19 protein-coding genes are annotated in these 20,417 nt (G+C 73.1%); 13 read left to right on the forward strand and 6 right to left on the reverse strand.

What is annotated here, in order from left to right; all coding sequences use genetic code 11:
• Positions 1 to 5 precede the first annotated feature (5 nt).
• The 4 genes from ABD254_RS12720 (at position 6) to ABD254_RS12735 (ending at position 5,078) form a co-directional block, all read left to right on the forward strand.
• Entirely contained in the window at positions 6 to 1,019 is a 1,014-nt protein-coding gene (locus ABD254_RS12720) for a carbohydrate ABC transporter permease (RefSeq protein WP_344248801.1), read from the forward strand.
• Entirely contained in the window at positions 1,019 to 1,909 is an 891-nt protein-coding gene (locus ABD254_RS12725; RefSeq protein WP_344248802.1) for a carbohydrate ABC transporter permease, read from the forward strand. Before ABD254_RS12720 ends, ABD254_RS12725 begins: the two co-directional genes overlap by 1 nt.
• Entirely contained in the window at positions 1,906 to 4,410 is a 2,505-nt protein-coding gene (locus ABD254_RS12730) for a beta-xylosidase/alpha-l-arabinosidase (protein WP_425553776.1), read from the forward strand. The genes ABD254_RS12725 and ABD254_RS12730 overlap by 4 nt, the downstream gene beginning before the upstream one ends.
• A 92-nt stretch (positions 4,411 to 4,502) precedes the next feature.
• Entirely contained in the window at positions 4,503 to 5,078 is a 576-nt protein-coding gene (locus tag ABD254_RS12735) for a dihydrofolate reductase family protein (RefSeq protein ID WP_344248803.1), read from the forward strand.
• 49 nt (positions 5,079 to 5,127) lie between these two features.
• On the opposite strand, the gene aspA is transcribed toward ABD254_RS12735, so the two are convergent.
• Positions 5,128 to 6,666 (reverse strand): aspartate ammonia-lyase, encoded by a 1,539-nt coding sequence (gene aspA / locus ABD254_RS12740; RefSeq protein WP_425553777.1) that lies wholly within the window; start codon positions 6,664 to 6,666, stop codon positions 5,128 to 5,130.
• 221 nt (positions 6,667 to 6,887) lie between these two features.
• Between aspA and ABD254_RS12745 the strand changes: the two genes are divergently transcribed.
• The 6 genes from ABD254_RS12745 (at position 6,888) to ABD254_RS12770 (ending at position 10,269) form a co-directional block, all read left to right on the forward strand.
• A complete protein-coding gene (locus ABD254_RS12745) occupies positions 6,888 to 7,790 on the forward strand; it encodes a Rho termination factor N-terminal domain-containing protein (RefSeq protein WP_344248804.1) in 903 nt (300 codons plus the stop codon).
• Positions 7,791 to 7,814: 24 nt separating this feature from the next.
• Positions 7,815 to 8,024 carry a hypothetical protein gene (locus ABD254_RS12750; RefSeq protein ID WP_344248805.1) on the forward strand — a complete coding sequence of 70 codons (210 nt, stop codon included), beginning with the start codon at positions 7,815 to 7,817 and terminating at the stop codon, positions 8,022 to 8,024.
• Complete coding sequence (locus ABD254_RS12755) at positions 8,011 to 8,259, forward strand: hypothetical protein (RefSeq protein WP_344248806.1); 249 nt, start codon at positions 8,011 to 8,013, stop codon at positions 8,257 to 8,259. Before ABD254_RS12750 ends, ABD254_RS12755 begins: the two co-directional genes overlap by 14 nt.
• Before the next feature lie 10 nt (positions 8,260 to 8,269).
• Entirely contained in the window at positions 8,270 to 8,560 is a 291-nt protein-coding gene (locus tag ABD254_RS12760; protein WP_344248807.1) for a hypothetical protein, read from the forward strand.
• 12 nt (positions 8,561 to 8,572) lie between these two features.
• Positions 8,573 to 8,935 carry an RNA-binding S4 domain-containing protein gene (locus ABD254_RS12765; RefSeq protein WP_344248808.1) on the forward strand — a complete coding sequence of 121 codons (363 nt, stop codon included), beginning with the start codon at positions 8,573 to 8,575 and terminating at the stop codon, positions 8,933 to 8,935.
• A gap of 143 nt (positions 8,936 to 9,078) precedes the next feature.
• Positions 9,079 to 10,269 carry a dipeptidase gene (locus ABD254_RS12770; RefSeq protein ID WP_344248809.1) on the forward strand — a complete coding sequence of 397 codons (1,191 nt, stop codon included), beginning with the start codon at positions 9,079 to 9,081 and terminating at the stop codon, positions 10,267 to 10,269.
• 13 nt (positions 10,270 to 10,282) lie between these two features.
• Here ABD254_RS12770 and ABD254_RS12775 read toward each other — a convergent pair whose 3' ends face one another.
• The 3 genes from ABD254_RS12775 to ABD254_RS12785 form a co-directional block, all read right to left on the reverse strand.
• Positions 10,283 to 10,543 carry a hypothetical protein gene (locus tag ABD254_RS12775; protein WP_344248810.1) on the reverse strand — a complete coding sequence of 87 codons (261 nt, stop codon included), beginning with the start codon at positions 10,541 to 10,543 and terminating at the stop codon, positions 10,283 to 10,285.
• A gap of 286 nt (positions 10,544 to 10,829) precedes the next feature.
• Complete coding sequence (locus tag ABD254_RS12780; protein WP_344248811.1) at positions 10,830 to 11,381, reverse strand: GNAT family N-acetyltransferase; 552 nt, start codon at positions 11,379 to 11,381, stop codon at positions 10,830 to 10,832.
• Positions 11,382 to 11,390: 9 nt separating this feature from the next.
• The gene (locus ABD254_RS12785) at positions 11,391 to 11,918 is read right to left on the reverse strand and encodes a TetR/AcrR family transcriptional regulator (protein ID WP_344248812.1); all 528 of its coding nucleotides are present in this window, start codon (positions 11,916 to 11,918) and stop codon (positions 11,391 to 11,393) included.
• A 120-nt stretch (positions 11,919 to 12,038) separates the two neighbouring features.
• Here ABD254_RS12785 and ABD254_RS12790 point away from each other — a divergent pair, with 120 nt between their 5' ends.
• Positions 12,039 to 12,929, forward strand: a complete 891-nt coding sequence (locus ABD254_RS12790) for an SDR family oxidoreductase (protein WP_344248813.1) — start codon at positions 12,039 to 12,041, stop codon at positions 12,927 to 12,929.
• Here ABD254_RS12790 and ABD254_RS12795 read toward each other — a convergent pair.
• Positions 12,917 to 14,011: a hypothetical protein gene (locus tag ABD254_RS12795; RefSeq protein ID WP_344248814.1), complete on the reverse strand. Its 1,095-nt coding sequence runs from the start codon at positions 14,009 to 14,011 to the stop codon at positions 12,917 to 12,919. The genes ABD254_RS12790 and ABD254_RS12795 overlap by 13 nt on opposite strands.
• Positions 14,012 to 14,178: 167 nt before the next feature.
• Between ABD254_RS12795 and ABD254_RS12800 the strand changes: the two genes are divergently transcribed.
• The gene (locus ABD254_RS12800) at positions 14,179 to 16,926 is read left to right on the forward strand and encodes a M4 family metallopeptidase (RefSeq protein ID WP_344248815.1); all 2,748 of its coding nucleotides are present in this window, start codon (positions 14,179 to 14,181) and stop codon (positions 16,924 to 16,926) included.
• Positions 16,927 to 16,978: 52 nt separating this feature from the next.
• Here the strand turns inward: ABD254_RS12800 and ABD254_RS12805 are convergent, their stop codons facing one another.
• The gene (locus ABD254_RS12805) at positions 16,979 to 18,088 is read right to left on the reverse strand and encodes an AI-2E family transporter (RefSeq protein WP_344248816.1); all 1,110 of its coding nucleotides are present in this window, start codon (positions 18,086 to 18,088) and stop codon (positions 16,979 to 16,981) included.
• 94 nt (positions 18,089 to 18,182) lie between these two features.
• Between ABD254_RS12805 and ABD254_RS12810 the strand changes: the two genes are divergently transcribed.
• Positions 18,183 to 20,417 carry an EAL domain-containing protein gene (locus ABD254_RS12810; RefSeq protein WP_344248817.1) on the forward strand — a complete coding sequence of 745 codons (2,235 nt, stop codon included), beginning with the start codon at positions 18,183 to 18,185 and terminating at the stop codon, positions 20,415 to 20,417.

Here is a 20,417-nt window from a genome sequence, read left to right on the forward strand (position 1 = left end):
TCGACATGGCAGACGACGCAGCGGTCACGACGGCCGCCGCACCGCCTGCCACCTCCTCCGGTCCGGCTGCCGGCGCGACCCGTCAGGGTCGCCCGGCAGCCGGGTCTTCGGCTGGGGGTCGGCGGGCGACGGACTCGACACTCCGCAAGCGTCTCGAGATCACGTTCTTCGTGGCCCCGGCCCTCGCGATGATCGTCCTCTTCGTGGTCTGGCCGGTCATCACGGCCGTCCAGATGTCCGGCTACCGGTGGAACGGCCGAGGCCCCATGGTGGACTTCGTCGGGCTCGCGAACTACGTGTCGGTGCTCACCGACGACGTGTTCGTGGGCTCGCTGGTCAACAACCTCGTCATCGTCGTGGCCTCGATCGCCGTCCAGCTGCCGCTGGGGCTGGCGATCGCCCTCCTGCTCAACCGCAGGATGTGGGGCCAGGGCGCCCTCCGCACGATCATCTTCGTGCCGTACGTCCTCGCCGAGGTCGTCGCGGGCGTCGTCTGGTTCCAGCTCCTGCAGCCCCAGTACGGCGTGCTCGACACGCTCCTGCGGGCCGTCGGCCTGGAGCCGCCCGCCCAGGGCTGGCTCGGGGACCCGGACCTCGCACTGTGGACCGTCCTGGCGATCCTGACATGGAAGTACCTCGGCCTGGCCGTCATCCTCTTCCTCGCGGGGTTGCAGGGCGTCCCCGACGAGCTCTACGAGGCTGCCCAGCTCGACGGCGCCTCCTGGTGGCAGGTGCAGCGCAAGATCACCATCCCGCTGCTCGGCCCCACCATCCGGACCTGGGGCTTCCTGTCCATGATCGGGTCGCTCCAGCTCTTCGACATGGTCTGGATCCTGACCAAGGGTGGCCCGGCCAACGCCACCAGCACGATGGCGATCTTCCTCGTCAACGAGGGCACCCGGAGCGCCAACTTCGGCATCGCCGGCGCCGCCTCCGTGATCCTCTTCCTGATCGCGCTCGTCATGGCGGTGCTCTACCAGCGACTCATCCTGCGCCGAGACGCCAAGGAGGTGGCGTGATGACCACGTCGACCCAGACGCCAGCCACGACCACGACCCGGACGACCGGGCGCCGCCGGGGCAGCGCGGGGAGGTTCCAGGGCGGCAACCCCGTCGTCTACGCGGTGGCCTTCGTGGTGGTCTGCGCGACCCTCGGCCCCGTCGTCTACGGCGTGCTGGGGGGCTTCCGCAGCAACGCCCAGCTCGCCGAGGCGCCGGCGTCGCTGCCCGACCCGTGGATCCTCACCAACTACACCGGGGTCATCACCAACCCGTCGTTCTGGCAGTACACCCTCAACTCGGTGGTGATCGGCGTCATCACCACCGCGATCGTCGTCGTCTTCGGGGTGATGGCCGCCTACCCGCTGGCGCGGTACTCGTTCAAGGGCCGTGAGGCGCTGTTCATGGTGTTCGTCGCCGGGCTGCTCTTCCCCGCCACCGTCGCCGTCGTCCCCCTGTTCATCCTCCTCACGCAGAACTTCGGGCTCGGCAACACGTGGTGGGGCGTGGCGCTGCCGCAGGCGGCGTTCGCGCTGCCGATGACGGTGGTCATCCTGCGCCCCTTCATCAAGGCCCTGCCCAAGGAGCTCGAGGAGGCGGCGCAGCTCGACGGCACCAGCCGGATCGGGTTCTTCTGGCGGATCCTGCTGCCGCTGTCGGGCCCGGGCATGGTGACCGTCGGGGTGCTGGCCTTCGTCGGGTCCTGGAACGCCTACCTGTTGCCGCTGCTCCTGCTGCAGGGCGACATGAAGACGCTGCCGCTCGGTGTCGCCGACTTCTCGTCGGAGCACTCGTCCGACACCGCGGGCGTGTTCGCCTTCACGACGCTGGCGATGATCCCTGCGCTGGTGTTCTTCCTCGCGATGCAGAAGCGCATCGTGAACGGCCTGCAGGGAGCCGTGAAGGGATGAGCCAAGGAGACTCCGTGACCCAGACCGTGCCGCCCGCGACGGCCCCCGCGATGCCCGTGATGCCCGCCGCGATGCCCGACGTGTCCGACCGCGTCCGCGCGCTGCACGCCCGGATGACGCTGGAGGAGAAGCTGGCGCAGCTCGTCGGCTTCTGGCTCGACAAGGGCGGCGAGGTCGTCGCCCCGATGGCGGGCGAGATGACCGCCGGCTCGGGCGGCGCCGACCAGCTCGCGGAGGTGACCCGGCACGGCATCGGGCACTACACCCGGGTGTACGGCACGCGGCCGGTCGACCCGGCCGAGCGCGCCGCGTGGCTGTGGTCCGAGCAGCGCCGGCTGCGGCGCGAGACCCGCCTGGGCGTCCCCGCGCTCGTGCACGAGGAGTGCCTGACCGGCCTCGCCGCGTGGAAGGCGGCGACGTTCCCGACGCCGCTCGCCTGGGGTGCGTCGTTCGACCCCGAACTGGTGGCCGAGATGGGCCGCCTCATCGGCGGCTCCATGCGCGAGCTCGGCATCCACCAGGGGCTCGCGCCCGTGCTCGACGTCGTGCGGGACCCGCGCTGGGGGCGCGTGGACGAGTGCATCGGCGAGGACCCGTACCTTGTCGGGACGGTCGGGACGGCGTACGTGCAGGGGCTGCAGGACGCCGGGGTGCACGCGACGCTCAAGCACTTCGTCGGCTACTCGGGCTCGGTCGCGGGGCGCAACCACGCGCCCGTGCACGCCGGTCCGCGCGAGGTCGCCGACGTCTTCCTGCCCCCGTTCGAGATGGCGGTGCTCGACGGCGGCGTGCGGTCGGTGATGAACGCGTACACGGAGATCGACGGCGTGCCGATGGCGTCCGACCCCACGTACCTCACGGGCGTGCTGCGCGAGCGGTGGGGCTTCGACGGCGTCGTCGTGGCGGACTACTTCGCGATCGCGTTCCTCGAGGTCATGCACGGCGTCGCCGCCGACCGGGCGGAGGCTGCCCGGCTGGCGCTCGAGGCCGGGATCGACGTCGAGCTGCCGGGCGGCGACGCCTACCTGGAGCCGCTCGCGGCCGCCGTCCGCGACGGCCGCGTCGACGAGGCGTACGTGGACCGGGCCGTGCTGCGCGCGCTCGCCCAGAAGGAGGAGCTGGGGCTGCTGGACGACGACGCGTTCGCCGGCGAGCCGCCCGACGTCGTCGACCTCGACTCGCCCGCGCACCGCGCCGTCGCCCGGCGCCTCGCCGAGGAGTCCGTGATCCTGCTGACCAACGACGGCCTGCTGCCGGTGACGCGCTGGACGGCGCCGCCGGCGCGCGTCGCCGTCGTCGGGCCGAACGCGCACCGCAGCGACGCGCTCATGGGCTGCTACTCGTTCGCCAACCACGTGCTGGCCCACCACCCCGGCGTCCCGAAGGGTTTCGAGATCCCCACCGTCTACGAGTCGCTCGGCGGGGCCTTCCGGGCCGCGGGACTGCCGGAGCCCGAGCTCGTGCACGCCGCCGGGTGCGACGTCGAGGGCGAGGACACGTCGGGCATCGCGGACGCCGTGGCGGCGGCCGCGTCGGCGGACCTTGCCGTCGTCGTCGTGGGCGACCACGCGGGCCTGTTCGGCCGCGGCACCGTGGGCGAGGGGAACGACGCCGAGTCGCTCGAGCTGCCCGGCGTGCAGCGGGACCTGGTCGAGGCCGTGCTCGCAACGGGCACGCCGGTCGTGATGGTCGTGCTGGGCGGCCGGCCCTACGCGATCGGCTGGGCGCTCGACCAGTCGACAGGCTCGGGGCCGAGCGCCGACCGCCGGCCCGGTGCCGTGCTGCAGGCGTTCTTCCCGGGCGAGGAGGGCGCCACGGCCCTGGCCGAGGTAGTGGCCGGGGCGGTGAACCCGTCGGGCCGGCTGCCCGTGTCGCTGCCGCGGTCGGCGGGGGCGCAGCCCTACTCCTCCCTGCACCCGGTGCTGGGCGGGCCGTCCGACGTCACGTCCACCGACTCGACGCCGCTGCGGCCGTTCGGGTTCGGGCTGTCGTACACGACGTTCGCGTACACGGACCTCGAGGTCGACGCGGAGGTGGCCGCCGGCGGGTCGTTCCGCGCGGCCGTCCGCGTGACCAACACGGGCACCGCGCCGGGGGCGGACGTCGTGCAGCTCTACGGGCGCGACCTCGTCGGGTCCGTCACGAGGCCGGTCGCGCAGCTGCTCGCCTACCGGCGCGTGCCGCTCGTGCCGGGGGAGTCCGTGGTCGTGACGTTCACGGTGCCCAGCGCGCGGTTCGCCTTCCACGACCGCCGCATGGTGCGCGTCGTCGAGCCCGGCGACGTCGAGGTGTGGGCCGGGTCGCACGTGGCCGCCGTCGCCGACGTCGAGGGCGAGGACGTGCCGCACGCCACGGGGGGCGTCATCACCAACGCCCGCCGGTCCGAGAAGCGGGAGCTGCCGGGGACGGCGACGGCCCGCGCGACGTTGGTCGTCACCGGCGACGTGCACGAGGTGACCGTCGCCGACGCGCGGGTGGTGACGTCGGTCGTGACGCCCTGACGCCCACTGCTGGCGCCGACGAGAGATGGCGCCGACAGTAGTCGGACGTACGGGCCGGTGAACGCGGGTGCGCATCAAGGGAGAGCGACGCGATGAGACCACTTCGATACTCGATCAACGTCACCCTCGACGGCTGCTGCCACCACGAGGCAGGGCTTCCACCGGACGAGGAGTCGATGCGCTACTGGACCGCTGAGATGGAGCGAGCCGATGCCCTGCTGTTCGGCCGGGTGACCTACGAGATGATGGAGTCGGCGTGGCGGAAGCCGGCCACGGGCACGTGGCCCGACTGGATGGGCGAGTGGCAGGTCCCGTTCGCCGAGGCCATCGACCGGGCGAAGAAGCACGTCGTGTCGAGCACGCTGAGCGGGGTCGACTGGAATGCCGAGCGGGTGCGAGGCGACGTGGGACAAGCGGTTCGGCTGCTCAAGCAGGAGTCGGGCGAGGGTCTGTGGGTGGGTGGCGTGACGCTCCCGCTGGCGTTGGCGGACCTGGGACTGATCGACGAGTACGAGTTCCTCGTGCAGCCGGTCCTTGCCGGACACGGGCCGACGTTGCTCTCCGGCCTGCGCGAGCGCATCCAGCTCGAGCTCGTGGACCGCCATGAGTTCCGGTCGGGGGCGGTTGCGCTGCGATATCGGGCCCCGGCCGGGGCTGACGGAGACTGACTCAGCCGACGAGTCTGAGCCGGAGGTGGCGCCGGCCGGCTCGCCTGGGTCAGCTCGCCTCGGGCTGGTGGTCGGGCTCGGGGTCGGACGGGGCGCCGCCGGCATTGTCGGACTCCACGACCCGCGAGGACTCGCCCTCCTCACCGACGGCGGGGATGCCGCGCTCGTCCGGGGGGTAGAAACGGCCGGTGTACCGGGGGTGCAGGAAGTTGTCCGTCGTGAGGATGGCGTCGACCTCGTCGGCGGTGAGCAGGCCCCGCTCGACGACGATGTCGCGCACCGACCGCCTCGTCAGCGCGGCCTCCTTGCCCACCTTGTCGCCGTGGTGGTGGCCGATCACCTCGTTGAGGTAGGTGACGATGCCGATCGAGCCGAGGACGTGGGCGCGGGTGGTCTCGGGGTTGGCCGTGATGCCGAGCACGCACTTGGTCCGCAGGGCGTCGCACGCGTTCGTGAGCAGCCGGATCGACTCGAACATCGACTCCGCGAGCACCGGCTCCATGACGTTGAGCTGCAGCTGGCCGGCCTCGGCGGCGTGCGTGATGGTGACGTCGTTGCCCATCACCTTGAAGCACACCTGGTTGACGACCTCGGGGATCACCGGGTTGACCTTCGCCGGCATGATCGACGACCCGGCCTGCAGCTCGGGCAGGTTGATCTCGTTCAGCCCGGCCCGGGGCCCGGACGACAGCAGGCGCAGGTCGTTGCAGATCTTCGACAGCTTGGCCGCCAGGCGTTTCACCGCCGAGTGCACGGCCAGGTACGCGCCGTTGTCGTAGGTGGCCTCGACGAGGTTCTCCGCGGGCACGGTGGCCAGGCCGCTCACCTCGGCGAGGCGCCGGGCCGCCACCTTCGGGTAGCCGGGCGGGGTGTTGAGCCCGGTGCCGATCGCGGTGGCGCCGAGGTTGACCTCGAGCAGCAGGTCGGCGGCGACGTTGAGGCGCTTGACCTCCTCGGCGACGTTCACCGAGAAGCCCGCGAACTCCTGGCCGAGGCTCATGGGCACCGCGTCCTGCAGCTGGGTGCGACCCATCTTCACGACGTCGGCGAACTCCGACGCCTTCTCGTCGAACGCGCGCGAGAGCCGGCGCACCGCCACGACGAGCGTGTCCACGAGGGCGTGCACGGCGAGGCGGAAGCCCGTCGGGTACGCGTCGTTGGTGGACTGCGACTTGTTGACGTGGTCGTTCGGGTTGATGACGTCGTAGCGGCCCCGGGGGAAGCCCGCGATCTCGAGCGCGAGGTTCGCGATCACCTCGTTGGTGTTCATGTTGACGCTGGTGCCGGCGCCGCCCTGGAAGACGTCGATCGGGAACTGGTCGAGGCAGCGGCCCTCGACGAGCACCTCGTCGCACGCGGCGACGATCGCGTCGGAGATGTCGCGCTGGATGGCCCGCAGCTCCCGGTTCGCCAGGGCGGCCGCCTTCTTGACCATCACCATGCCGCGGATCATCTCCGGCACGTCGTTGATGGTGGTCCCGGAGATGGGGAAGTTCTCGACCGCCCGCACCGTGTGGATCCCGTAGTACGCCTCAGCCGGGACCTCCTTCGGTCCGAGCAGGTCCTCCTCGACGCGCACGTCAGCCATGGGGCTGACGCTAGCAACGGCGCGGGTCCGACACCCGCCGGGCCTCGGATTGCGTGCATCGCCCCGCCGCGGTCTGCTGAAACAGCACGACGTGACCGGCAGGCGCGGCGGATGGTCCCCCGGGTCGGCGCGAGGTCTCGGACTGCGGCGCCTCGAGCACCCGGGGCGGAGCTGTGGCAGCTGTCCGCTCGACCGGCAGCGCACGAGGTGAGGAGGAGCCGATGACGAGGTCGAACCCGGTCGTGTGGTTGGGGCGTCAGGCTCGGCGCGGTCTGACCGATCTCCCGCGAAACATCGTGTGGGCGCTGGACACCGGGGTCAAGAACCCTGCCAGGTCCGCCGGCGACAGCGTGCAGGCCGCGGGACAACGGGCCGCGGCGACGCTCGCAGACGCCAACCCGTTCTCCGGCGGTTCGGACGGCCGGCTGGACCGGGTGGACTCGGCGATGGAGCGGGCACATGAGCTCGAGACGGTCGCCCATGACAAGGCCCGGCACGCGAAGGAACGCGCGGACGCCGCGTCGGCCGCGGAGGCGGAGGGCGAACGCCGTCTGGCCGAGACCCGCGACGAGGCGGACGACGAGGTCGCCCGGGTCGTGGCGGAGGCGCAGCGCGAGGCCGACGACTACGTGGCCGCGAAGCGGAACCGGGCCCAGGAGGTCACGGGCCGGCAGGTGGAGGCGGCGGAGGCCGACGTCCGCAGGCACGTGGAGCAGGCCCGCGGCGAGGCCGAGAAGGCTCGCGCGGAGGCCGAGCAGGCGATCGAGCGGGCCCGGCAGCAGATGAAGCGGGCCCGCGAGCTGGCCGAGGAGGCGGCGGCGGCCGCCCGCCAGGCGGCCGACGAGGCCCGTGCGCGAGCCGAACGCCTGGCCGAGGCGGCCGAGGAGGATGCGCGCGAGGCTCGACGACGGGTCGAGGCGGCCGACGGGCGACGGGACGCGGTGGCGTCGGAGGGGCGGCAGCTCGGTGCCGACGCCGACATCGACCCGTTGGACCTCGACGACAGGACCAAGAGCGAGCTGCTCGCACTGGGGTCCGAGATGGGACTCGACCTCACGACGTCCATGCGCAAGCAGCAGATCGTCTCGGCGATCCGCAAGCACGCGGACGACGACCGCAGCTGAGGGCGAGCGGAGGACGGGAGCACCATGATCAAGCTGTTCCGCAGGAAGACGTTCCTCGATCGGGTCGCGGAGGCGCTGGGCGGCAGGCCGAAGCGATCCGGCGACACGGCGGTGAAGTCGGGACTGATCGCGCTCGGTTCGGTGGCTGGGGTGACGGCCGCCAGCGCGGTCGCGTCCGCCGTCCGGAAGCGGCAGGACCAGGAGGGCCAGGGGGACCAGGATGATCGGTCGTAGGGCGCTCGGCCGCGCCGTCTTCTTCGGCCTGGGATATGTGGTCGGCACTCGTGCCGGCCGGGAGCGGTACGCGCAGATCGAGACGGGCACGAAGGCGTTCGTCGCCAGGCTCCGAGACCTCTACGCGGACGGCGCGTCGGCCAGCTCGCCGGGGTCGTCGGGGTCGTCGTCGCGGTCGTCGGGTTCGTCGTCGCGGTCGTCCGACCCGTACGCCGACATCACCCTCGGCAAGTAGCCGGGCGACCATGCTCATCGAGGTCCGCCTCCTCGCGCGGCTCTTCCGCATCCCGTTGCTGAGGGTCGAGGGCGCCGTGGTCATCACCGACCCGGACGACCTCACCGGCCGGGGCGGAAACGTCCCGAGCCTCGACGCGACGGTCGTGAGCCCGGCGGCCGACCTCCCGGCGAGCCGTGCGCCGGCGCCGCGCGTGGGGACCCGCCCCCGGACACCGTTCGGCAGCGACCTCGCCGCCGCCGAGGCCGTCATGGCGGACCTCAGGGGGCCGGGAGAGAGCAGCCGTCGCGCCGCCTCGTGAGAGGCTGACGGGATGCGGGTGGACGTGTGGCTGTGGGCGGTCCGGCTGTTCAAGAGCCGGTCGTCGTCGGCCGCCCTGCTCCGGGCGGGCCGCGTGCGGGTCAACGGCGTCGTGGCCAAGCCCTCGACGCACGTGGCGGCCGGCGACCGCGTGACCTGGCGCGACACGCTGCGTGACCGGGACGTCGTCGTCGTCGAGCTGCTGCCCAAGCGGGTGGGCGCGCCGCTGGCCGTCAAGGCGTACCGGGACCACAGCCCGCCGGTCCCCGCCCGCGAGGAGCGGGCCGCCGTCGGGCTGCGCGACCGCGGCGCCGGGCGCCCCACCAAGCGCGAGCGGCGCGAGATCGACCGCCTGCGCGGCTCGCGCCGCGACTGAGGCCTGCTGGAGCCGGCCCCACGAGCCGTGCCGTCAGGCGACCGCTCGGCGGAGCATGCTGGTCGTGCCGGTCATGCAGCGACGCCAGGACCTCAAGATAGGTTGAGGTCAACCGATCCGCCGGACGTCGGTAGGGTCGCGGGATGACGACCGAGCGCATCGCCGCCCTCCTGCGTGAGCACCCCGTCTGGGACGGCCACAACGACCTGCCGTGGGAGGCGCGCGAGCAGGTCGCGTACGACTGGTCCCGGCTGGACGTGGCGGCCGGCACGGCGGGCCGCACCCACACCGACGTGCCGCGGCTGCGAGCCGGGGGAGTGGGCGCCCAGTTCTGGTCGGTGTACGTGCCGTCCAACCTGCCCGGCAGCGCGGCGGTCACGGCGACGCTCGAGCAGGTGGACGCCGTCCGGCGCCTGGCGGCGCGGTGGCCGGAGCACTTCCGCCTCGCGCTGAGCGCGGACGACGTCGTGGGCGCCTGGGCGGAGGGCCGGATCGCGTCGCTCATGGGAGCCGAGGGCGGGCAGTCGATCGACTCCTCGATGGGCGCGCTCCGGATGCTGTACGAGGTGGGCGTCCGGTACATGACCCTCACCCACAACCACAACAACCCCTGGGCCGAGTCGGCGACCGACACCCCTGCCCCGCACGGCGGCCTGTCCGCCTTCGGGCGCGAGGTGGTGCGGGAGATGAACCGCCTCGGCATGCTGGTCGACCTGTCGCACGTGTCGGCGGGGACGATGCGGGCCGCGCTCGACGTCGCCGAGGCCCCCGTGATCTTCTCGCACAGCTCCGCCCGGGCCGTGTGCGACGTCCCCCGCAACGTGCCCGACGACGTCCTCGCCCGCCTCGCCGGCAACGGCGGCGTGTGCATGGTGACGTTCGTGCCCAGCTTCGTCACCCCCGCCGTCGGGGCGTGGCGGACGGCGGCCGGGGAGGCCGCGAGGGCGGCCGGGATCGCGCCCAACGACCACGCGGCGTTCTCGGCGTTCTCCGACGAGTGGGCCCGGGACAACCCCAAGCCGCCGACCACGCTCGACGACGTCGTCGAGCACGTCGAGCACGTGCGGGAGGTCGCGGGCGCCCGGCACGTCGGGCTCGGCGGCGACTACGACGGCGCGGGCGGGTTCGCCGACGAGCTGGCCGACGTCTCCGGGTACCCGAACCTGCTCGCGGCGCTCGCGGACCGCGGCTGGTCGGACGCCGACCTCGGCGCCCTCACCAGCGGCAACGTGCTGCGGGCTCTGCGCGCCGCGGAGGACGTGGCTGCGCGCCTGCAGGGCGAGCGGGAGCCGAGCGTCGCGCGCATCGAGGACCTGGACGGCCCGGCCGCCTGAGCGGAGCCGGTCGTCAGGCGCTGAGCGAGCGCTGCGACCAGCTGACGCCGAGCGTGCGCAGCACGTCCTGGGGATCGCGGTGCGTGGCGTCGCCGTAGGCCTGCAGCGACATCACCGACGCGGTGAGCATGGTGGTGAGGACCTCGCGCGCGAGGTGGGCGTCACCGCTCGCCTCGTCGAGCAGCTCCTGCACGATGCGCGACCGGATGCCCAGCTCGGGCTCGGAGCACGCGGTGAGCAGTGCGATCGTCAACGACCCGGCGTCAGTGTTCATGGCTTCCCCCGTCCGCGTCCCCCGACGGTCCCGGTCTATCGCACGTGGCGGCGCAGCGCATGCGGAAACGGCGTCGCGAGCGGGTGGAGAAGTCGCTGCACCTCCGCCTCAGTCGTGCTCTCTGACGCCTGAGGCTGCGGTTCCGCTACGGGCGCGTGCCTCGTCCCTCGGCCCCCACCCTGCGCTGCACCTCCGCCTCAGTCGTGCTCTCTGACGCCTGAGGCTGCGGTTCCGCTACGGGCGCGTGCCTCGTCCCTCGGCCCCCACCCTGCGCTGCACCTCCGCCTCAGTCGTGCAGGATGCGCTGGAAGAGCGCGTGGTCCTGCCACTGGCCGGCGATCTTGAGGTACCGGGGCGCGGTGCCGATGCGCTCGAACGCGGTGCGGGCGAGCACCCGTTGCGACGCCTCGTTGTGCAGCAGCGTCGCGGCCTGCACCCGGTGCAGCCCGAGCTCGTCGCGGGCGTGCGCGCAGGCGGCCTCGACGGCGGCCGTCATGAGGCCGCGCCCGGCGAGCCGGCCGTCGACCCAGTACCCGAGGTGGGCGCTGCAGAACGAGCCGCGCACGATGTCCGACAGGTTCACCCGCCCGACGATCTCGCCGTCGCGCTCCATGACCAGCGGGACCGACCGCCCGGACGAGTGCTCCAGCAGCTGCACCGGCACCTGCCGTGCGTGGTACTCCGCGGCATAGAACGTCACCGGCCGCGCGGGCTCCCACGGCTCGAGGTGCTCCCGGTTGCGGTCGTAGGCGTCGGCGAGCGCCGTGCCGTCGTCGCGGTGCAGCAGTCGGAGGGTGACGTCGCTGGTCAGGGGGATGCTCACGGGGGAGTTGGGCACGCTGTGAGCCTAGCGGGCGGCCTGCTCGCGCAGCGCGGCGGAGGCCTCGCGGACGTGGTCGGCGACGGGGCGGTCCTGACCGGTCGCGATCCAGGCCTCGAAGCCCACCCGGAACGCGGCGACTCCGGCCTCTGCGACCATCGAGGCCGCCGGCTCGGCGACGCCCCGGCGCCGCAGCGCCCCCGCCGCGGCGTCGCGCAGGGAGGCGAGCTTGAGCAGCTCGCGCTCCTGCAGGTGCGGGGTGGCGTCGACGACGACGGCGCGGCGCCCCGCGAACTCGCGGCGGTCCTCGAGCACGGCCGCCATGGTCGCGACGCCGGCGTCCACGACGCCCAGCGGGGCGGCGTTCTCGGGAGCGTCCTCGATGGCGCCCACCAGCACCTCCTCGAGCAGGTGCGAGCCGTCGAACAGGACCTCGCGCTTGTCGGCGAAGTGCCGGAAGTAGGTTCGCTCGGTGACGCCCGCACGCGCGGCGATCTCCGCGGTCGTCGTGCCGTCGAAGCCGCGCTCGGAGTACAGGTCGAGCGCCGCTCTCACCAGCCGTCCTCGCGCGTCCGGCTCCCATCTGCCCATAGCGCGACAGTCTAGGTGATGACAGCAACTGTCATCGGGTGTACCGTGGTCGATGTCAGCAACTGACATCGAAAGGGGCTTCCCATGCGAGTCTTCGTCACCGGTGCGTCGGGGTGGATCGGTTCCGCCACCGTTCCCCACCTGGTCGAGACGGGCCACGAGGTGGTGGGGCTGGCCCGGTCCGACGCCTCCGCCGAGCGGGTCCGGGCCCTGGGCGCGAGCGTCCACCGCGGCGGCCTGGACGACGTGGCGGGCCTGCGCGTCGCCGCCCGCGACGCCGACGCCGTCGTCCACCTCGCCTTCCAGCACGACTTCGGCGACTACGCCGGCGCCGGGCGCACCGAGCGCCGGGTCGTCGAAGGGTTCCTCGACGAGCTGGCCGGCAGCGGGCGCAGGCTGCTCGTCGCGTCTGGCCTCGCCGGCGCGCCGGGCCGGGTCATGACCGAGCGGGACGTGTCCGCGTTCGCCGGGCCGGACGCGCCGCGGGGCGGCTCCGAGGGCCTCGCGCTCGACGCCGTGGGCCGAGACGTCGCGTCGGTCGCGCTGCGCTTCCCGCCCACCGTGCACGGCGCCGGCGACCACGGGTTCACCGCGGTGCTGGTGCAGGTGGCGCGCGAGCGCGGCGTCGCTGGCTACGTCGGCGACGGCGCGAACCGCTGGCCGGCCACCCACGTCGCCGACGTCGGCCGTGCCGTCGCGCTGGCGGTGGACAAGGCGCCCGCGGGGAGCGTGGTGCACGCCGTGGCCGAGCAGGGGATCCCCACGCGGGACATCGCGGAGGCGATCGGCCGCACCCTCGGCCTGCCGACGGCGTCGATCGACCCGGCGGACGCGGCCGAGCACTTCGGCTGGATCGGCGGGTTCTTCGGGACGGACGTCGCCGCGTCCAGCGCCGTCACGCGCGAGCTGCTGGGCTGGGAGCCGACCGGGCCGACGCTGCTCGAGGACCTGGCCGCGGGCGCCTACCTCGGCTGAACCCCTCCCGAGACGATCGCCTCGTCGACGAACCAGCCCCGGCGCGCCGCCTGCAGCCCCGCCTGGAAGCGGGTCGCGGCCCCGAGCCGCACCAGGAGGGCCGAGATCCGCCGTCGGGCCGTCGCCACGTGCACGTCGAGATGACGCGCGATCGCCTCGTCCTTGAGGCCGGCGGCGAGCATCGTGAGGAGCTCGCGCTCCTCGGCCGACGGCGCGCCCTGCGGGTCGGGCTCGCCCCGCACGACGTCGCCCGCCCCGACGGTGAGCGGGACCGAGTCCGCCCACAGCGCCTCGAACAGCGGCACGACGACGTGGGCGAGCATGCCGCCGCGCAGCACCAAGGCCGTCGCCGTCGCGTCCGTGGTCGCCGACGGCGGCAGCAGCGCGGTGGTGCCGTCGACCACGACGAGCTTGGAGGGCAGGGTCGCGCGCACGCGCACCGACATGCCCTGGTCGATCAGGTCGCGGATGGCCTCGGCCCGGCCGGGCAGGGCGAGACCCTCCTGGGCGACGATCCGACGGAAGATGACGTCGCGGTTCAGTGCCTGGACGTCGGCGTCCGCCCCGACGCTGAAGTGCGCCGAGGGTTCGACCGCGACTTCGGCGTCCTCCTGGACGTAGGGCGGGGTGTCGAGGACCAGGACCTCCCGCCGGGCCGCCATGACGATGTGGGTGCTGAGCCGTGCGATCTCCGGCGTCCCGACGACGAGGCTGGCGTCCCGGACGGGGAGCCGGGCGTCCTGCGGCCAGAGCACGTCCGCCAGCCCGTCGACCATGGCGTCCACGGTGCGGAGCTCGGCCTGCTGCACCGCGAGCTCGGCCATGCGCTGCGTCACGACGGTGCGCAGCGCCGCACGGGGCGCCACGGCGCCGAACGTGGTGAGGAAGCCCGCGGCGGCCAGCCGATCGAGGGCTCCCTCCGCCCGGTCGGTGCCGATGCCCGTGTCCAGGGCGAGTGCCGCGGCGATAGTGTCCCCGGTGCGCAGCGACGCCCGGTAGACCGCCAGCATGTCGTCGTCGAGACCGAGGCGGGACAGGACGGCGGGATCGTCGGCGGGAGGCGGCGGCGCGGCGGTGGGCACGGGCGGATTCTCCGGGGGCGAGCGCGGTGCGCACAAGTCCGCACGCGCGCATCTGCGCACGTGTCGGCCTTGATGCCGGCCCGGCCGGGGCCTTGAATCGGCCCACCGGAGGACATCGACGTCGTCCGAGGAACGGCCCGCCCGACACCGAGAGCTGGGAGTACCCCGTGCCCCGACCCCTTCCGCGGCTCGTGGCCGCGACGACCCTCACGTGCGCTGTCGCCGCACTGACCGTCGTCGCCCCCGCGCACGCCGCAGACCCGGACGCCCCGGCGCCCACCACCCTGAGCGACACCGAGCTCGCGCCGCAGCGCGTCACCGGCATCGACGAGTCCGTCCCCGTGGCCGACCCGGTCGACGCCGCCCGCTCCTACCTGGAGGACAACCGCGCGACCTACGGGATCGACGTCGCCGACCTCGAGGTCGTCGACGCCCCGGCCGGCGAGGCGCCGACGGCGCGCGGCCGCGCCGCGGCGGACGACGCCGTCGAGACCGTCCGGTTCGGCCAGACGGTCGACGGCGTGCCGGTCTTCGGCGGGCAGTACCTCGTGCACACGCGCTCCGACGGCGGCTCGACCGAGGTGCTCAGCGTCAACGGCACCTACGCCACGGACCTCGACGTCGACACGGACGCGGGGGTGACGCAGGCGCGAGCGGTTCAGGAGGCGAAGGCGTACCTGCGCGACGAGCTGGCCGGGCGTGCGTTCGGCGCGGGCTTCGAGCCGACCGCCGAGGGCGCGACGCCCACCGTCGAGGTGCAGGCCGACCCGCAGGGGCTGGTCGTGCTGCCGCAGGGCGACGGCGTGCTCGCCTACCAGGTGACGGTCAGCGCGACCGACCCCGAGGACGGACAGCCCGTCGTCAAGGAGGTCATGATCGACGCGGACGCCGCCTGGCCGCTGATGGCCTTCGACGGCATGCAGACCGCCACGTCGGTCGAGGGCACGGGCGTGACGTCCTCCGGCGAGGAGGTGCCGCTGCAGCTCACGGAGGACGCCGGCACCTACAGCATGGTGGACCGCAGCAACGGCGACACCGCGATCTCCACCTACGACGGGCGCGGCTACGACGTCCTCCAGGTGCTGGGCCAGATGCCGGCGAGCCTGCCGGTCGTCTCCGGGCCGGACGACCGGTTCGACGGCGAGGACACCGAGTCGGGCGCCGTCGACGCGCACGTCAACGCGGGCCACGTGTACGACTACTACGCCGCGCTGGGCCGCGACGGGCTCGACGGCGAGGGAGGGGACATGACGTCGATCGTCGGCGTCACGTCCAACTTCCGCCCCTTCGTCAACGCCTTCTGGGACGGCACCAAGATGGTGTACGGCAGCGGCGACAGCGAGTACCGCACGCTGTCGGCGGACCTCGACGTGGTGGGCCACGAGATGACGCACGGCGTCATCGAGCACACGGCGGGACTGATCTACGCGTACCAGTCGGGGGCGATGAACGAGGCGATCGCCGACTACTTCGGCAACGCGGTCGACGTCGACGTCTCGGGCACGTCGATGGACGACCCGCAGGCCGGGCTGCTGGGCGAGGACCTGTGCCGTACGGCCGCGCCGCGCGACTGCGCCCTGCGCGACCTCAACGACGGGCGCACGACCGCCGACATCATGGGCGCCACGTGGGAGTACGACAGCGGCGGCGTGCACTACGACTCGACCATCTTCTCAGGGGCCCTGTGGGACATCCGGGAGAAGCTGGGCGCGGCCAAGGCCGACCGCCTGGTCTACACGGCGCTGTCGCAGTACATGACCCCGACCGACGGGTTCTACGCGGGCCGCGAGGCCGTCGTCCAGGCCGCTCGCGACCTGGGGCTGAGCGCCCGCGACCGGCTCGCCGTCGCCACGTCGTTCGCCGCGCACGGCATCACGCTCCTGTGGGAGAAGTTCCCCAAGGGCGACGCCCAGCGGCTGATGGACGACATCCAGGTCGAGCGCACCGGCCCCGCGGCCGGCGGCGGCTGGTGGGTCATGTCGCAGGCCGACGCGCCGGGCGAGCCGTACTCGCTGTACGCGGGGCGCACGGACGGGTCCATCGAGCCGATCAAGATCGCGCAGGGTGTGAACTCCGGCGAGCGCGAGTTCCACGTGTACCCCCAGACGGACGGCGAGTGGGTCGTCTGGGTGGCGTGGGGCGGCAACGCCAGGTCGATCATGCGCGCGCCGGTGGACGGCAGCGGGGAGCCCGAGCGGATCGCGGCGACGGGCGTCGAACCGACGAACCTCTCCGTCGACGGAGACCTCGTCTCCTGGACCGCGACGCACTGGTTGTTCGGCTCGAAGCAGTTCTACGCCGACGCGAGCGTGCCGGGCAGCGCGCAGCAGGTCGACAACACGTACCACAAGATGAGCGGCTTCGGCTCGGTGCAGGACGGCAAGCTGTACTACCTGCAGCAGTGGCCGGACGGCGTGACCTACCACCAGAACGTCGTGGTCCGGGACGTGAAGACCGGGGCCGAGACGATGCTCCCGGAGATCATGTCGGAGGACCCGGAGAACTCGCCGGTGCCGTTCGCGGGGCTGTACGCGCCGGTGGTGCTGGACGACAAGCTGGTGCTCGGCGTCGACCAGTACCCCGGCGGCCCGATGGGGCTGTGGACCACGAACCTCCAGGGGACGGGGACCAAGGTCGTCGTCGACGAGCAGGCGGACGACGCGCCCCTGCTCGGGGAGTTCGACGCCACCGACAAGGCCATCACCTTCGAGGACTGGCCGGGCGTCACGGTCCCGCACATCTTCCAGGTGCCGACCTCCGGCGGGAAGATCCGCCCGATGACGTGCGCGGCGGGCATGCAGTACCAGGTCGCCGCCGACGAGGGCACGAAGGCCCTCTGGCTCGACGGCTCGTACGGCACGACGACCCTGGCGATGCGGGCGGGGCCGCGTCAGCTCTGCCTGAACGGCCGCTGACCGACCCGGTCGACCGGTGACCAGCGCCCGTCGGCGCCCGGCCCTTCGTGGGTCAGGCGCCGGCGGGCGCTGGGTCGTGTCCGGCGCCGTCCGGCTCGGTGCCGGGGTTGGCGTCGGGGGCGCCCCGGAGCCGCTCGACCGCCTTCACGACGATCGCCACGACCGGTGTGGACAGCGCGGCGCCGAGCAGACCGAACGCGGCGGCGCCGGCGATCGTGGAGCCGAGGATGACGATCGGGTGCATCTGCAACCGGCCCTGCGTGAGCTTGGTCTGCAGCAGCGTCTGCACGGCGTTCTGGGCGATCAGCACGACGGCGAGCATGACGACCGCGTCGGTGAGCCCGCCGGAGCCGAGGGCGATGAGCACGGCGAACGCGCCGGAGAGGATCGCCCCCAGGAACGGCACGTAGGAGGTCACGAACGTGACCACGGCGATGGTCAGCGCGAGCGGAAGCCCCAGCACGGCCGCGGTGATCCCCACGAGGGCCGACACGACGAGGCTGGTGATCGACAGGGCGAGGAAGTACTGGCGTAGCGCCCACGTCGTGTCCTCGACCAGGTCGGTGCCCACGGTCCGGGGGACGCCGAGGTGCCGGGCCGTCCACGCGGACAGCTCGTGCCAGTCGGCGAGGACGAAGTAGAGCAGGAACACGCCGACGAAGAGGCCGACGACGAAGGCCGCCGTGCTGGAGAAGACGCTGCCGATCCCGGCGGCGAGGCCGCCGATGAGCGACGTGCCGAGCTCCTGGGTGCCCTCGGTCGCCCGTCCGGCGTCGAGGCCGCCGACGCCGAGGCCCTGGAACCATCCGATCGCCTCGTCGAACCCGCGGGCGAGCTGCTCGCCGATCTCGTCGGCCTGGTCGACGACGCCGTCGATCGCGAGGCCGATCACGACGGCGGCGAGCGCCAGGAGGGCGAGCAGCACGATCCCCGCCCCGACGGCGCGCGGCATCCTCCGTGCCAGCCGGTCGACCAGCGGGGCGAACAGCGCACCGACCACGACCGCGACGATCAGCGGCACCACGATCCCGGACAGCAGCGACAGACCGACGTACACCGCGAGCGACGCCAGCACGATGCCGACGAACGCCCAGGCCCGGCGACCGGCGCGCTCCCACCCGGCGATGGTGGCCGGCGGCGAGGGGGTGGGCGCGGGATCCATGCGAAGAACCTAGCGGCGTCGCGCAGGGGGCGCCCGGGATCGCGGTCTGCGCTCGCCCGGCCGGAAGGCCGCTCGGACACTAGGGTCGAGTGCCATGAGGGGGGACCGGCGGCTCACCGCCCGCGTCTACGACTGGGTCTTGATGGCCGCCGCGGCGGCTGTCGTCGTCATGGGATTCGTCGGGTGGATCGGCGAACCGCCGTACATCGGCCTGTACACCGTCTTCGCCCTGCTCAGCACCGTGGGCGTGCTCGGCATGTCTCTGGTGAGCGACAAGCCCGCGGTCGCGCGGGTGCTCAGCATGGTCGTGGCGGGCGTCTCGCTGGCGGTGGTCACCAGCCCGTTCGTCCACGACGACGCATCCGCGGTCCTGCCGCTGTGGGCCGTGACGGTCGTGGTGTCCTACCCGGTGGCGCTCCGGGTCCGCGCCTGGGAGATGCTCCCGCACGCCGCCATGGTGGTGGTCGCGGGGCAGTTCGCCGTGACCCTGGACCTGCCGTGGACTCCCGGGACGCTCGGCTGGTCGGTCGCGTCCGGCTTGCTCGAGTACCTCGTGGCCGCCGTGGTGCTGAAGGGTCTCCGTGCGCTGCTCGACCGTGGGGGACGGGCGCCGATCGACATCACCTCCAGCGTGCTCCCGGCGGCCCTCTCGGGCGTGGGGTACGCGGTCGCCCTGGTCGCCGGGCTGAACATCCTCTACAACGACCCGGGCGACCCGTGGGCGGCCGTCGCGGTCCTGCTGTCCGGGACGTTCGCCGCGCTCGCCCTGTGGCAGTACAGCCGGGCCGCCTCCCTGCGCCGTCTCGCGGACGCGCTCACGCGCGCCGCGAGCGAGACGCCGTGGCCCGAGGACGAGATCGAGGACACGATGCTCCGCCTCGTCTCCGAGCACGTCCGCGTGGACGGGGTCGCCGTGGAGGCCTCGCCCGGGGGGCGACGGGCGCTGTCCGCGCAGGTGCTGCCCGACCGGTGGCTGGTCGCCCGGCGGCGTCCGCGCGACGCGGGGTTCAACCGGCACGACGAGGAGCTCGCCGCCGGCGTCGCCGCCCTGGGCAAGGAGTCGTTCCTGCGCTCCGCCACGGAGCGCCGGCTCCACATGGAGTCGGTCACCGACGACCTCACGGGCCTGTGGGAGTACAAGTACTGGCGGTCGATCCTCGCCGGGAAGTCCCGGGACCGGATGCCCGGGGAGATCCTCGGGATCGTCTTCTTCGACCTGGACTACTTCAAGCAGATCAACGAGACCTATGGCCACCTGCGGGCGGACATCGCGCTGGCGGCGGTCGGCAAGCGCCTCAACGCCTTCTCGGGGCGGTGGAGGTTTGCCCGGTTCGGCGGCGACGAGTTCGTCGGGGTGTGTCACGACGTCCGTGACGAGGCGGACCTCGACGAGCAGTGCGCGTCCCTCCAGCAGCTGCTGGGCGAGCCCGTGAACGCCGACGGGCAGGAGATCGTGCTCGGCGTGACCGTAGGCCGGACCCTGTCCGTGGACCGGGACGAGTCCCTCGGCCGCATCGTGGCCCGTGCCGAGCGGGACGTGCGGCAGCGCAAGTCGCAGCGCCCGCAGGGCACGGTGGAGCCGACGGACTCCGAGTCGGTCCAGGCACTCCTCGCCGGCGGTCTGTCAGTGGTCTTCCACCCCCTGGTCGCGTTGCCCGCGCGCACCGTCCAGGGATGGGAGGCCCTGCTGCGCGGCGACATCCCGGGGCGGGGCGCCGTCCCGCCCCCGGACCTGGTGGCCGCCGCGCGCCGGGTCGGCGCGCTGGATGCCGTCACGCGGAAGGTCGCGGAACAGGCGATCGACATGGCGGACGAGGCATGCCGCCGCCTGCGTCGTCGCGTCGTCGTGTCGATCAACCTGGAGTCCGACCAGCTGACCTGGGAGAGCAGCGCGCTCGAGTGGATCGTGCAGCGCTCCCGCTCGGCGGAGGCCGAGATCGTGCTCGAGGTCACGGAGCGCGGGGACGACGCGTGGGGGGACGAGAGGTACGAGGTCGTCGACGACCTGGAGCGCCACGGCATCGGTGTCGCGCTCGACGACTACGGGGCCGGCCAGTCGCGGCTGCGGGCCGTCGCCCGCCGACGCTGGCACTGGGTGAAGATGGACCGCGACTTCCTCACCACGCACGCACCCGGCCTGAAGCTCCTGGAGCACAACGTGCGCGCGCTGCACGAGCTCGGGCAGCCGGTGGTCCTCGAGGGGCTCGAGGACGAGCGGCAGGTGGAGCTGGCCGAGTCCCTCGGCATCGACATCGGGCAGGGGCACTGGTTCGCCCGGCCGCGGGGCGCCGCGGAGGTGCTGGCCGAGCTGGACGGCGGCGCCGAGTAG

The sequence above is a fragment of the Isoptericola hypogeus genome (genome assembly GCF_039531145.1).
Lineage (GTDB): Bacteria > Actinomycetota > Actinomycetes > Actinomycetales > Cellulomonadaceae > Isoptericola > Isoptericola hypogeus.

Coding starts and splice junctions, on each gene's coding strand:
- ABD254_RS12805 (WP_344248816.1), bottom strand. CDS start 18,088: ATGGATCCCGCGCCCACCCCCTCGCCGCCGGCCACCATCGCCGGGTGG.
- aspA (WP_425553777.1), bottom strand. CDS start 6,666: ATGGCTGACGTGCGCGTCGAGGAGGACCTGCTCGGACCGAAGGAGGTC.
- ABD254_RS12775 (WP_344248810.1), bottom strand. CDS start 10,543: ATGAACACTGACGCCGGGTCGTTGACGATCGCACTGCTCACCGCGTGC.
- ABD254_RS12735 (WP_344248803.1), top strand. CDS start 4,503: ATGAGACCACTTCGATACTCGATCAACGTCACCCTCGACGGCTGCTGC.
- ABD254_RS12760 (WP_344248807.1), top strand. CDS start 8,270: ATGCTCATCGAGGTCCGCCTCCTCGCGCGGCTCTTCCGCATCCCGTTG.
- ABD254_RS12720 (WP_344248801.1), top strand. CDS start 6: ATGGCAGACGACGCAGCGGTCACGACGGCCGCCGCACCGCCTGCCACC.
- ABD254_RS12750 (WP_344248805.1), top strand. CDS start 7,815: ATGATCAAGCTGTTCCGCAGGAAGACGTTCCTCGATCGGGTCGCGGAG.
- ABD254_RS12725 (WP_344248802.1), top strand. CDS start 1,019: ATGACCACGTCGACCCAGACGCCAGCCACGACCACGACCCGGACGACC.
- ABD254_RS12765 (WP_344248808.1), top strand. CDS start 8,573: ATGCGGGTGGACGTGTGGCTGTGGGCGGTCCGGCTGTTCAAGAGCCGG.
- ABD254_RS12745 (WP_344248804.1), top strand. CDS start 6,888: ATGACGAGGTCGAACCCGGTCGTGTGGTTGGGGCGTCAGGCTCGGCGC.
- ABD254_RS12755 (WP_344248806.1), top strand. CDS start 8,011: ATGATCGGTCGTAGGGCGCTCGGCCGCGCCGTCTTCTTCGGCCTGGGA.
- ABD254_RS12810 (WP_344248817.1), top strand. CDS start 18,183: ATGAGGGGGGACCGGCGGCTCACCGCCCGCGTCTACGACTGGGTCTTG.
- ABD254_RS12730 (WP_425553776.1), top strand. CDS start 1,906: ATGAGCCAAGGAGACTCCGTGACCCAGACCGTGCCGCCCGCGACGGCC.
- ABD254_RS12790 (WP_344248813.1), top strand. CDS start 12,039: ATGCGAGTCTTCGTCACCGGTGCGTCGGGGTGGATCGGTTCCGCCACC.
- ABD254_RS12770 (WP_344248809.1), top strand. CDS start 9,079: ATGACGACCGAGCGCATCGCCGCCCTCCTGCGTGAGCACCCCGTCTGG.